The sequence below is a fragment of the Diaphorobacter ruginosibacter genome (assembly GCF_014395975.1).
GTDB lineage: Bacteria > Pseudomonadota > Gammaproteobacteria > Burkholderiales > Burkholderiaceae_C > Diaphorobacter_A > Diaphorobacter_A ruginosibacter.
Genome location: NZ_CP060714.1, coordinates 3,988,126 through 4,000,742, shown reverse-complemented (window position 1 = coordinate 4,000,742; position 12,617 = coordinate 3,988,126). Strand labels below are relative to the sequence as shown.

9 protein-coding genes are annotated in these 12,617 nt (G+C 65.6%); 2 read left to right on the top strand and 7 right to left on the bottom strand.

Annotation, left to right across the window (positions count from 1 at the left end; translation table 11 throughout):
• Nucleotides 1-14: 14 nt before the first annotated feature.
• Nucleotides 15-1,343, bottom strand: a complete 1,329-nt coding sequence (locus tag H9K76_RS18150) for a dicarboxylate/amino acid:cation symporter (RefSeq protein ID WP_187596708.1) — start codon at nt 1,341-1,343, stop codon at nt 15-17.
• A gap of 392 nt (nt 1,344-1,735) precedes the next feature.
• Between H9K76_RS18150 and H9K76_RS18145 the strand changes: the two genes are divergently transcribed.
• Nucleotides 1,736-2,773 carry an asparaginase gene (locus tag H9K76_RS18145; protein ID WP_223196313.1) on the top strand — a complete coding sequence of 346 codons (1,038 nt, stop codon included), beginning with the start codon at nt 1,736-1,738 and terminating at the stop codon, nt 2,771-2,773.
• 85 nt (nt 2,774-2,858) lie between these two features.
• Here the strand turns inward: H9K76_RS18145 and H9K76_RS18140 are convergent, their stop codons facing one another.
• The gene (locus H9K76_RS18140; RefSeq protein WP_187596707.1) at nt 2,859-5,525 is read right to left on the bottom strand and encodes an IPTL-CTERM sorting domain-containing protein; all 2,667 of its coding nucleotides are present in this window, start codon (nt 5,523-5,525) and stop codon (nt 2,859-2,861) included.
• A 342-nt stretch (nt 5,526-5,867) separates the two neighbouring features.
• Between H9K76_RS18140 and H9K76_RS18135 the strand changes: the two genes are divergently transcribed.
• The gene (locus tag H9K76_RS18135) at nt 5,868-8,063 is read left to right on the top strand and encodes a TonB-dependent receptor (protein ID WP_187596706.1); all 2,196 of its coding nucleotides are present in this window, start codon (nt 5,868-5,870) and stop codon (nt 8,061-8,063) included.
• 55 nt (nt 8,064-8,118) lie between these two features.
• Here H9K76_RS18135 and H9K76_RS18130 read toward each other — a convergent pair whose 3' ends face one another.
• The 5 genes from H9K76_RS18130 to tauA all read right to left on the bottom strand — a co-directional run bounded on the left by H9K76_RS18130 (nt 8,119) and on the right by tauA (nt 12,529).
• Nucleotides 8,119-8,781 carry an FABP family protein gene (locus tag H9K76_RS18130; protein ID WP_187596705.1) on the bottom strand — a complete coding sequence of 221 codons (663 nt, stop codon included), beginning with the start codon at nt 8,779-8,781 and terminating at the stop codon, nt 8,119-8,121.
• A 96-nt stretch (nt 8,782-8,877) separates the two neighbouring features.
• Nucleotides 8,878-9,720 carry a hypothetical protein gene (locus H9K76_RS18125; RefSeq protein ID WP_187596704.1) on the bottom strand — a complete coding sequence of 281 codons (843 nt, stop codon included), beginning with the start codon at nt 9,718-9,720 and terminating at the stop codon, nt 8,878-8,880.
• Complete coding sequence (locus H9K76_RS18120; protein ID WP_187596703.1) at nt 9,710-10,651, bottom strand: ABC transporter permease; 942 nt, start codon at nt 10,649-10,651, stop codon at nt 9,710-9,712. The genes H9K76_RS18125 and H9K76_RS18120 overlap by 11 nt, the downstream gene beginning before the upstream one ends.
• A gap of 17 nt (nt 10,652-10,668) precedes the next feature.
• Entirely contained in the window at nt 10,669-11,505 is an 837-nt protein-coding gene (locus H9K76_RS18115) for a taurine ABC transporter ATP-binding protein (RefSeq protein ID WP_246475120.1), read from the bottom strand.
• Complete coding sequence (gene tauA / locus H9K76_RS18110; RefSeq protein WP_246475118.1) at nt 11,489-12,529, bottom strand: taurine ABC transporter substrate-binding protein; 1,041 nt, start codon at nt 12,527-12,529, stop codon at nt 11,489-11,491. Before tauA ends, H9K76_RS18115 begins: the two co-directional genes overlap by 17 nt.
• Nucleotides 12,530-12,617 lie beyond the last annotated feature (88 nt).

The following is a 12,617-nucleotide window of genomic DNA, read 5'->3' as shown; positions in this document are numbered from 1 at the left end:
GGGGTCACCTCGCCTCAGGCCACGTCGGGCGTGTTCAGCGGATGCGCCTGGGCCGCGGCTTCCGCATCGAGCTTGCGCGCCAGTTCCTCGGCCTCGTCCTCGGGCAGCAACTCGCCCTCCCACTTCGCGACCACGGCCGATGCGATGGAATTGCCCACGGCATTCGTTGCCGAGCGGCCCATGTCGAGGAAGGTGTCCACGCCCAGGATCAGCAGCAGGCCTGCTTCGGGAATATTGAAATGATTGAGCGTGGCCGCGATCACCACCAGCGAGGCGCGCGGCACGCCGGCCATGCCCTTGGAGGTGAGCATGAGGATCAGCAACATGGTGATCTGCGTGCTGAGCGGCAGGTGGATGCCGTAGGCCTGTGCGATGAACAGCGTGGCAAACGTGCAGTACATCATCGAGCCATCGAGGTTGAAGGAGTAACCCATCGGCATCACGAAGCTGGAGATCTTGCGCTTGACGCCAAAGCGGTCGAGCGCATCGAGGATCTTGGGGTAGGCGGCCTCCGAGCTGGCGGTGGCGAACGACAGCATGAACGCTTCCTTGATGAGCACCAGCAGCTTGAACACGCGCTTGCCGAGGAAGGCAAAGCCGGCGCCGGTCAGGATGCACCACAGCAGGATCAGGCCGAGGTAGAAGTCTCCCATGAACACCGCGAACTTGAGCAGGATGCCCAGGCCGTTGGTGGCCACGGTGGCGGCCATGGCGGCCAGCACGGCGAGCGGTGCGAGCTTCATCACGTAGCCCGTGATCTTGAGCATCACGTGCGAGAGCTCGTCGATGGCGGCCACCAGCGTCTTGCCTTTTTCGCCGAGCGCCGCGAGCGCAACACCGAAGAACATCGAGAACACCACGATCTGCAGGATCTCGTTGTTGGCCATGGCCTCGGCAAAGGACTTGGGGATCAGGTGGCTGACGAACTCCTTGAGCGTGAACTTGCCGGTGGCCAGGTTGGCTGATGCGCCAATGTCGGGCAGCGGCAGGCCGAGGTCCTGGCCGGGCTGCAGCAGGTTGGCCAGCACCAGCCCCAGTACCAGCGAGATCAGCGATGCGGTCACGAACCAGGCCATGGCCTTGAGGAACACACGCCCGACGGAGGCGGCATCACCCATGTGCGCGATGCCCACGACCAGCGTCGAGAACACCAGCGGCCCGATCAGCATCTTGATGAGCCTGAGGAAGACGTCCGAGACGATCGAGATGTAGCCCGCGATCTCCTTGGCAGTGCCCTTGTCCGGGAACTGCGTGAACACCATGTAGCCCACGAAAATGCCGACCACCATGGCTCCGAGGATCAGGAATGCGGGCGGGATTTTTCGTTTTGATGCTTGTGACATGGCATTCACCTCTGGTTTTTTGATGTTGGGAGTGGCGATCTTGTCCGTGGGCCTGGCCTGCGCAAACCGCTCGCGCGGGGGACTGCTCATGCCGTCGTTTATGGCCTGTGAAGCGGGGGCGCGCGTGTAGGAAAGCACCTGCTTTTGCGGATGTTACCGAGCAGGAAACCGTCATCAGACAGACACGCGGGGCGCATGCGTGCGCGAGATTGTCAAAACCTGCGGGCCTCTGCATACTGGCCCGAGGGCACCACTGGGGTAGCAGTGCGGCGCCTTCGGATGATCCACGATCCAAACTACGATCACAACCCGACGCAGGAGACACGGAAATGGCGAATTTTACACAGCGGTGGCTGCAACGCATGGGATGGGGCTGGGTGGCCGGATGCGCCATGGTGATGCATGCGGCCCAGGCACAGCCGCAACAGCCGCCCGCGGCAGCACCGGGGCAGCCCGTGGTGGTGTTCATCGCGACGGGCGGCACGATCGCGATGAAGGTGGATCCCGTGACGCGCGGCGTGGTGCCTGCGATTTCGGGCGACGACCTGATGCAGAGCGTGCCCGACGCGGGGAAGTACGCGCGCATCGAGGTCAACAACTTCTCGAAGATGAGTGCCAACTACATCACCAACGACTGGTGGGCACGCTTGAGCAAGACCATCGACGAGACGCTGGCGCGGCCCGAGGTGGCGGGCGTGGTGGTGGCGCAGGGCACGGACACCATGGAGGAGACGGCCTTCTGGCTCGACCTGACCGTGAAATCATCCAAGCCCGTGGTGATGATCGGAGCGCAGCGCAACGCGTCCTCGCCCGACTTCGACGGCCCGCGCAACCTGCTGAACGCGATCCGCATTGCGGTCACGCCGCAGGCGCGCGACAAGGGTGTGATGGTGGCGATGAACAACGAGATCAATGCGGCCCGCAGCGTGACCAAGACGCATACGGCCGCGGTCGAGACCTTCCAGGGCGGCAACTACGGCTGGCTGGGCGAGGTGTGGGATGACAAGGTGGTGTTCTCGCGCGCACCGCTGCGCCGCATGCACATACCGATCACGGCGGAAAAGTTTCCCGTGGTGCACATCTTCCCGATGTATGCGGGGGCCGACGGCAGCTTCATCCGCTACGCGGTGGACAACGGCACCCAGGGCATCGTCGTGCAGGCCGTGGGCATGGGCAACATGAACGTGTCGATGTTCGAGGCGGTGAAGTACGCGCTCTCCAAGGGGGTCCCGGTGGTGGTGGCGAGCCGCGTGCCGAACGGGCGCACCTATCCTCTCTACGGCTTCGAGGGCGGCGGCAAGACCACGTTCGATGCCGGCGCGATCATGTCGGGCGACCTGAGCGCGCAGAAGGCCAAGGTGCTGCTCACCCTGATGATCCAGAACGGAAGCGCGGACCGGGAGGCGATCCGCAAGGCGTTTGAGCAGTGAAACCCGGGATCGTCAGCACGCGCCGGGAGCGTGCTGACGATCCGCGAGGTGACGCCATGTGGCGCGATGTGATGCGCCGTGTCGTTCAACCGCGGCGGCGCTGGCGCCCGGTGCGTGCGCTGCCGAACGCGAACAGGCCGAGCAGGCCCGACAGTGCCATGAGTCCCCACTGGCTCAATGTCGGCACGGCCGTGGTGGTGGGCGTCACGCCCGATCCTTCGGGCACTGCGAACAGCACCGGATCGGTGATCACGCCGGGCGTGGGGTCGCTGTCGCCGGTGGCGGCGGCCGTGGACGGATCGGTGCTGTCGGTTACCGTGAACCGTACCGTGTTGCCGCTGATGGTGGCTGGCCAGCTCACCCACTCGGAACCGATCTTCTTGAACATCTGCGCGTTGCCGGGAAGCTGGGTGCCGGCCGGCAACTGCAGCGTCACCTGGGTGGGTTGGCCCACGGGGCAGTGATCTGCCGTGAAGCGCAACTGGCCATAGGGGAACCTGAAGCCGGCGGGGGCGCCGGTCAGCGGCGCGGCGGTGATGCTGGGGCTGCCGGGCAGCAGGGTGCAGGTGCTGGGCGTGCTGCCGCCGCCACCGCCTGGGTTGGTGAGGGTCACGTCGACGGGCGTGCCGTCCGGTGTCTGGGTGCTGCCGGTGGCCGTGCCCACCTTGAGCTCGACGGCTCCGATGTCGCACGGGCTGCCCGCCGCATCCGGGCGAGGCTCGCCGCGCTGGTCCACCGTGCTGCCGCCCACACTGCAGGCCACCGCATTGATGGCAGGGCTGTTCCGTGCAGGCAGCATGGTCTGGGTGCTGCCGCCGTTGTCGGCGAGCGGGGCGAGCAGGGGATCCGCGTCGAGATTGGCCGAACCGGTCGCACTCCAGCCGCCCTGGATGATGCTGTGCGCCACCACCGTGGTAGCCGATCCCGTGGCGGGATTGGTGGGCGTGATGGTGTTGGTGGGAGGGGAGCTGGGATCACTGGAGGTGGCTGTGCCCTCTCCATTGAACACGACAGTCGCCGGACCGGTTCCCGAGGCGCCGGGCCAGAGAATGCTGCTCTGGATGTCCAGCGTAGCCTGGCCACGGCCTGTGCCAGGCGCCGATGTGCCGGCCATGTCCCATGTCGTGTTGGCCACCGCGCTGCCCTGCTGATCGCTGGTGTTGCCGCTGAACGTGGAGTTCCTGATGGTGACGGCCGATGTGTTGCCATCGAAGGCGGTCAGGTTGGCGATGGCACCGCCGATGCCCTCCGGTGCACCTGTCGGCGCGGCTGCGTTCTTCGCCTGGTTGGCGTTGAAGGTGGAGTTGGTGATGCTCAATGTGTGAGCCCTGGAGGCTACCGGGCCGCCCGAACCAACGGGGCTGTACATCGCAAGGCTGGCAATGGCACCACCCAGAGGCGCCACATTACCGCTGAAGGTGGATGACTCGATCTGCACATCACCACTTCCAGCGGTTGCATTTCCCAGGAAGTTGGCGCCAAACTGGGCAATCGCTCCCCCGCCCATCGCCGCGGTGTTGTTGCGGAACGTGCTTCCCGAGATGCGTGCCTTCACGCTGCCAGAACTGCTGCTGAGCGCAATAGCACCACCAGTGGCTGGAAAAGGAAGCGCGAGGGCGCCATTGCCCGCGATATTGCCGTCGAATAGGGAGCTGTTGATGTCCAGGGTGAGCGGCGTGCTGGATGAGGTACCAAAGACCGTGACGGCCCCGCCGAATCCCATGGAGCGATTGCTGGAAAAGGTCGAGCGACTGATCCTGATCGTTCCGGAGCCTGTGGCGTTTTCCCCGGCCCACCCAGCAAAGACAGCACCCGTGATGGCGGTTGCATTGCCGCTGAACGTGGACTGTTCGATGGAGAGGTTGGTGACGTTGGCGCCGGTCAGCATCGGCAGGCTGACTGCCGAGCCGACGAGGCCTGCATTGCCACTGAAGCGCATGGATTGCAGGGCGGGGCTGCATTCCGCCATGGGTGCGCCGGCGAGCGACGGCACCATCTGGGCCGTGCAGGAGAGTCCTCCGCCTATGGGCAGCCCGGTGCCGCTGGCTGCGCCCAAGCTGTTTCCGCCGGTGATGGTCAGTCCTTCCAGTTGGGTGAAGCTGGATTCCCCTGGTGCGCTGGTGAACGAGGCGCTGACGGGTGTGCCCGGCGGTTCGCTGAACACGGAAGGGCCGACGACAACGACGGCGGTGGAGTTGTTGCCCTTGAGATCACCGGATACGGCGAAAGGCGAACTCGGATCCGCGAATTCCGCTGAGCGTGTAATCCCGCCTTCCACCAGGTCATTGCCATCGATGTCGCCCGACAGCACGGTGTTGTCCGCCTGGATCACCCGCGTGTCGCCGCTGCCGGTATAGCCGCCCTTGAGCAGCATGGGGCGTGCAATGTTGAAGGACATGGAGAGCGCGGCATTGATGACACCCGAATTCGTCTCCGCAGGATCCAGCGTGGCGGGCTTGTACACGCCCTGCTTGATGCGGACCTCGTAGCATTGGCTGAGCGTCGTGTCCGCATTGGCCACCGCCAGGGCGTTCTGCAGCGTGACGGCATCCCCCCAGCCGAGCTTGCCCGTCTTGCCGGAGGTGACCATGTCCTGGGCGTCGTGGGTGGCATACAGCACCTGGGTGCCGGCGCATGCCGCCGCGTGCGCATCGTGTGCCGCGAGCGACAGCAGTGCGCCGCCGAGGGCGAGCGCGAGTTGTGTGGGACGGATCGAGGGCCGTGACGTGGCATGACGCGAGTGCCTTTGCATGTGAGCTTTCCCCTTCGGTTGTGTGATGTGGTGTGCCGCGCACGCAAGTGGCCAAGCGCCTCGCAGCCGAAGCAGGCAATCGTCGACTGCGATAGGTCTCGTGCCTATCCCGTAGATACGGTATTTGAGTCCCTGTATATACCTATTGATTTTGTTGCAAATTGTTGTTAACAATCAAGTGACATTCCAACCCGAGATTGCCCATGAGAGGGCCTGCCTGCGTCATTCGCAAGGGTCTGCAGGCGGTTTTCAAGTCTTTGCGGCCACTGCCTTCCTCAGGAAAAATCAGATAGTGGATAATTAATAGGAATTATTTTCATTATCATTTCTGATTGGTTGGTCATGAGTATCCATCCCCTCCTGCGCCCGCTGGCGCTTTTTTCGTTGAGCCCGCTGGCCCTGGCCGTGAGCGCCGTGACAGCCATGGCGCAGGATGTGCCCCTTGAGCCGAGCCTGGGCGAGGTGGTTGTGAATGCGAGCGCCGACGCGTCGGCGGAGGGCCTCAGCAAGCCATTCTCGGGCGGGATGGTGGCGCGCGGCGCGCGTGTCGGCATCCTCGGCACGCAGGATTTCATGGAGACGCCGTTCCAGATCACCTCGTACACCCAGGAGCTGATCGCCAACCAGCAGGCGCAGAGCGTGGCCGACGTGTTGCGCAACGCGGCCTCCGTACGGCAGGCGCGCGGCTTCGGCAATTTCCAGGAGGTGTACGTGGTGCGCGGCTACCCGCTGTACTCGGACGACATCGCCTACAACGGGCTCTACGGCATGTTGCCCCGCCAATACGTGGCGTCGCAGTTCTTCGAGCGCGTGGAGGTTCTGCTGGGAGCGAACGCGTTCCTGAACGGCGCCGCGCCAGGAGGCTCGGCGTTGGGCGGATCGGTCAACCTGCTGCCCAAGCGTGCAGGCACCGAGCCGCTCACGCAGGTGAGCGCCGGCGTGGAGAGCGGAGGCCAGGGCTTCGTGGCCGCGGACATCTCGCGCCGTTTCGGGCCCGATCAGAGCACCGGCGTGCGGTTGAACATGGCGCAGCGCAATGGCGACACGGCCATCGACCGTGAAAGCCGCAAGCTCGGCATGCTGGGGCTGGGCGTGGACTGGCGCTCGTCCAGCGTGCGCGTGTCGGCGGACCTGGGCTACCAGGACAATGACCTGCGCGTGGGCCGCGCCCAGGTCACGCCGGCCGCAGGGTTGCCGACGCCCGCCCTGCCTGGCAGCACGGGCAACTACTCCCAGCCCTGGACCTATTCCAAGGAGAAGGACCTGTTCGGCACCGTACGCGCCGAATGGGACATCAGCGACGAGGTCACCGCGTGGGCCGCTGGCGGCGTGCGCGCAGGAGAGGAGCGCAACGTGCTTACCGGCCTCACACTGCAGGACGCTGCCGGCAACGCGACCACGTCGCCGTTCGACAACCATCGCAAGGACAACATCCGCACGGCGGAGGTGGGCGTGCGCGCGAAGTTTTCGACGGGCTCGATCGGCCATCAACTGGTCGCGTCGATGAACAGCTACAGCGGCACGGAGCGCAACGCCTACGGCATGGCCGCGGGCACGCCCACCAACCTCTACCGTCCGGTGGACGTGGCGCGCGGCACGCAATACCTGTGGAGCGGAGGCGACCTGAATGATCCATCGCGCGTGGGCGTGGTCAAGACGCGGAGCCTGGCATTGGTCGACACCCTGTCCTTCATGGATGGCAGATTGCTGCCCACCGTCGGCCTGCGCTACCAGAAGATCGAGCAGTCGGGCTTCGACTACAGCACCAGGGAGTTGACGAGCGAGTATGACAAATCACGCGTGACGCCCATGGCCGGGGTCGTGTTCAAGCTGCAGCCGTCGCTGTCGGTGTACGCGAGCTATGTCGAGGGTCTGCAGAAGGGCGAGACGGCACCCGCGAGCGCCAACGGCCAGCCCGTGCTGAATGGCGGCGCCCTGCTGCAGCCCATGCGCACCCGGCAGAAGGAGGTGGGGCTGAAGTGGGAGCAGGGGGACATGGGGGCGAGCGCGGCCTATTTCATCTCCGACAAGCCCACCAGCTACGTGCGCGACCAGGTGTTTGCCGAGAACGGCAAGGAGCGCCGACAGGGCGTGGAGCTCAATGTGTTCGGCCAGCCGCTGAAAGGGCTGCGGGTGCTGGGCGGCGTGACCTTTCTCGATGCCAAGCAGAAGCAGACCGAGGGCGGATTGCTGGACGGCAAGCGCGTGATCGGCGTGCCCCGCCAGCAGGCATCGCTCGGCGTCGACTGGGATGTACCGGGTGTGCGCGGGCTGGCGCTCAATGCCCAGCTGCTCTATACCGGCAGCCAATGGGCGGATGGTGCGAACACGCAGAAGGTGGCGGCCTGGACGCGTACCGACCTGGGCGTGCGTTACCTGATGCCGATGGGCGACTCGCGCCTGCTCACGCTGCGCGCCAATCTGGCCAACGCATTCGACAGGAACTACTGGGCTTCGGTGGGTGGTTTCCCGGGCGCGAACTACCTGGTGCAATCGACGCCGCGCACGCTGGCCGTGAGCGCGACAGTGGACTTCTGAAGGCGTGCCGCCATCGGCATGATGGTATCGGCGGCACGGCCGTGCCGTCAGGTCGTCATGCCTGTGTGCTGCCCGCCGCTTGCTTGAGGGCCGCCAGCGCCGTGGGGTTCAGCGTGCACTCACCGATCTTGCGCAGCGTGTTGCGGTCGGTGTGGGGGAACGGCTCCTTGCGGTCCGGGGTGACGAGCGTCGTGGTCTGGTCGTAGGACCAGGTTCCGTCGGCATGCTTGGTCACGGTGACGCGGTAGCTCTCCGTCCTGAAGGCATATTCGAGGAATGGATTGGACGAGATGCCGTTGGTGAGCGAGCCGCGCACGGCCTCCAGCGTGAAGCTGGTGGCATCGGCCGCAGCCTTGCCCACCGCCATCGCGGTCTGGCCGCGGGGGATGGTCAGTGTCTGGATGATGGTGCCGGTGGCAGGCTCCCACAGCCAGTAGCCCACCTGGTCGTGGAAGGTCTCCGGATCATCCGGCTTGAAGATCTGCGTGTGGTAGCGCAAACCGTAGAAGAGCTGCGGCCCGTTGGTCTGGGCATCGATGGGATGCAGCTGCATGTGCTCGATGAAGGCCTGCTTCTCCGGGCCATCCGCCTTGGGGTTCACATCGAGGCCTCGCGTGCCCGTCCAGATGCCTGCCATGCCGCTCAGAGGCCCCAGGTTGCCCAGCGTATCGGTGCTGGGTTCCGGTTCGGTATAGATGTCGGCTGGGTATTCGCTCACGATGGATCCTCGCTGAATGGATGGTTGGCGAAATCATTGTAAGCAGCGATGGTTGCCGCCGTGCCACACCAGAAAGCAGAACGCGAATCCAGAACGCTAGAACGCGAATCGAACCAACCGTCCCGTCGCTCCGCCGGGGAATCGATAGGTGCCTTCCCGGCGGTTCGAGAACTGCATGGAAAAGGTGCCCATGGCCCGGTCCAGCGTGACGGCCCTGCCCGGGCCGTTCAGCGAGCGGCCTCCGACATAGCGCCCGAGCGGGATGGCCAGGCGGCCCGCTTCGATCCGCCCGGTGCCGGAATACCATTCGGGCCGCCCGTTGGGTGCGTAGGTGAAGATGGCCATATAGGCGAGGGCACCCTGGAATTCGATGAAGCAGCCCCACCCCGGCTGCTGGGCGTCCCACCACCAGCCCGATTCAGGTGCGTCCGCGGCGGGGCCTTGCGCGATGGTGCCTGGGCCCGCGAACTCGAAGCGCGCAAGCGGTTGCTCGGGCGCGATCCAGCGCAGGCTGCCCTGGGTGCCCGAGTCTGCCTCCAGGTTGAAGTAGCTCACCTGGTCATTCGTGCGGGCCACGGGGCGGAAGGCGCCGTCGAATGGCGTGCCGCCTTCGGACTCCGACAGGTAGGATGCGGTGGCCGTGCGCAGCACGTCCATGCGCTGCCCGTCGGGAAGCCAGGCGCTGGCCTCGCCGCCGCTGCTGTACCAGATGGGCTGGCCGCTGCGGTCGTACATGAACACGGCGCAAAAGAAACGCATGTCATGCATCTCCCAGCCGATGCCCATGCCGGACTCGTTCGGGTTCCACCACCAGCCATTCTGTGGCGAGGCAAGCGGATTCCAGCCGCCCGCCTTGGTCGTGGGCGGGCATTGCCGCGGCCATGGCCTATCTGGCGCGCAGGCGTCGATCGATTCGTGCAGAGGCTCTCTAGCGCCCATGCCACGGCAGGAGCCACTGCTCCAGCCTGCGCAGCAAGGCGTCCAGCACCAGGGCGATCGTGCCGATCACGAAGATGCCCATCACCACGATATCGGTGCGCAGGAAGTTGGAGGCATTGAGCACCATCTGGCCCAGGCCTTGCGTGGCGGCCACCATTTCGGCCGCGACCAGGGTGGTCCAGGCAAAGCCCATGGCGATGCGCAGGCCTACGAGGATGTCGGGTAACGCGGCGGGAATGATCACGTAGCGCAGCATCTGCCAGTGCGTTGCGCCCAGCGAGCGCAGTGCGTTGATCTGTTCCGCGGTGGCGTTGTGCGTGCCCGAGCGCGCCGCGAGGGCGATGGGTGCGAAGCAGGCCAGGTAGATCAGCAGCCATTTCGAGGCCTCGTCGATCCCCAGCCAGATCACGATCAACGGGAGATAGGCCAAGGGCGGCAATGGGCGGTAGAACTCCAGCAATGGATCGAGCAGTGCCTGGGCCCAGCGATTGACACCCATGGCAATGCCCACGGGCACGGCCGTGAGGACCGCGAGGATGAAGGCACCGAACACACGCAGGCTGCTCCACTGCGCATGCACCCACAGCGGGTCGCCGCCCTGGTCCCCCCGGACGGCCTGACCGAAGGCCTTGAGAACGGCTTCGGGGGGCGGCAGGAACAGGGGGGCCACCCAGCGCTGCTCCGTCGCCAGCCACCACAGCGCGAGCCACGCGGCCACGAACACCAGGCTCCACCAGCGCACAGGGCGGGGGCGCAAGCTGCGATACGGTGCAACGGCGGGAAGTGCCTTGTGGCGGGACGGGTGATGCAGGTCCGTCGGGTTGCCGACCTCCGTCCCGCGCGAGGGCGGGCGTGGACCGGCAGAGGTGGTGGGGGCGGTCGCTGGGGTCGTCGTGGTCGCCGTCAGGTGTGCAGTCAGGTCTACGGTCATGGGCGGTGCTTGTGGTCTCAGGCCGTGGCGGGCAAGGACGCTTCGGTGATGGCGCGCATGAGATGCTCGCGCATGGCGATGAATTCGGGCAGCGACTTGACCTCGCGCGCGGGCATCCCCGCGAGATGGCGGCGACCGAAATCGACGGGCAGGCTGTCGGTGATGCGCCCGGGCCTCGGGCTCATGACGATGATGCGCGAGGCGAGGAACAGGGCTTCCTCGACATCGTGCGTGATGAAGAAGACGGTGCGCTGCTCATGGGCCCACAGCCTGAGGATCAGTTCCTGAAGCGCCTCGCGCGTGAACACGTCGAGCGCGCCCATGGGCTCGTCCATGAGCAGCAGGTCGGCGTTGTTGGCGAGCGCCCGCGCAATGCCCACGCGCTGCTGCATGCCGCCCGAGAGCTGCCACGGGAAGGCCCTGGCCCGATCGGCCAGGCCCACATGCAAGAGCTGCTCGCGCGCCAGGCGCATGCGCTCTTCGCGCGGCACGCCGCGCAGCCGCAGGCCCAGGGCCACGTTGTCGATTACGTTGAGCCAGGGCAGCAGCGCATGTTTCTGGAACACCACGCCGCGCTCTGCGCTCGCATCCACGACGGCCTTGCCATTCCACCGGATGCTGCCCGCCGAAGGCGAGGTGAAGCCCGCGATGCAGTTGAGCAGCGTGGTCTTGCCGCAACCCGATGCACCGACCGCGACGACGAATTCACCGCGCTCGATCTTCAGGTGCACATCGTGCAGGGCGAGGGCGGTGCGGTCATCGGCCGGCGCGCCCTCGTAGCGCACCGACAGGTCACGAACTTCCAGGCCACGAACCTCCTGGCCGTTCTTCAGTTCATCATGGCTGGGCGGCACGGCGCACCCATGTGTCGTTCACGCCGACGGAATAGTCCGCAAGCACCTGCTGCACGGAGCCCTGCGACTGCAGGAACTGCGCCGTGGCCTCTAGCGACCGGGCCACGACCGAGTTCTTGCCGCCGCCGAGCCATTGCGGGCCTGCCTGTTCGGATGCGGGCACGAAGGCATAGAGCTTCAGGCTGTCCGGAACGCTGGAGGGTTCCGCGCCGGACCATTTGGCGACCGCCTTGACCTCGGCGGAGTCGGCCGTCCATGCGCCGGGGTTGCTGCTGTAGCGACGGTCGCTGGCATCGAGCACCTTCACGAATTGCTGCAGAAATGCGTCATGGTCCCTCGCGAAATCGGTGCGCACGGCGAGCGCATCGAACGTGGCCTTGCCGGTCTGCGCGGCGATCTGGCCCGAGGTGGTGAGAACGTCGCCGCTCTGCTTGATCTTTGCGAGCACCGGGTCCCAGACGAAGGCGGCATCGATGTCGCCCCGCTCCCAGGCCGCCAGGATTTCCGGCGGACGCAGGTTGAGGATCTTCACGTCCTTGGCGTTGAGCCCCGCGGCCTGAAGCGCCACCAGGGCATGGAAGTGGCTGGTGGATACATGGGGGATACCGATCTTCCGGCCCTTCAGGTCTGCCAGTGTCTTCACCTGGCTGCCCCTGCGGGCCACGAGGGCCTCGGCATTGTTGATGTTGTCGGCGATCCAGAAGATCTGTATCGGCACGCCCTGAGACAGTGCGGCGGCAAACGGGGATGAACCAGCCTCGCCGATCTGGATGGCGCCGCTCGCCAGCGCACGCGTGACTTCCGCTCCGCTGGCGAGCTTGCGGTAGGTGATCTTGTAGCCCGTGGCTTTCTCGACGGCCTGCGTCTCCTGCGCATGGCGCCACGGCAGAACCATGTCCTGGTAGCCGATGACGACTTCCTTGGGCCCGGCGGCGTGTACGACGCAAGCGCCCGTGAGCGAGCCCGCGAAAAGGAGTGCGGCAAAGAGATGGCGGCGCATACGGCTGAAGGAGGGAGCGGTCATGGAGCGTGGTGTTCAAGTCATTGGAATGAGGGCAAGTCTAGAAAGAATGCCCGTGTTCGCATGCGCGGAATTCGCATGTGCACATGCG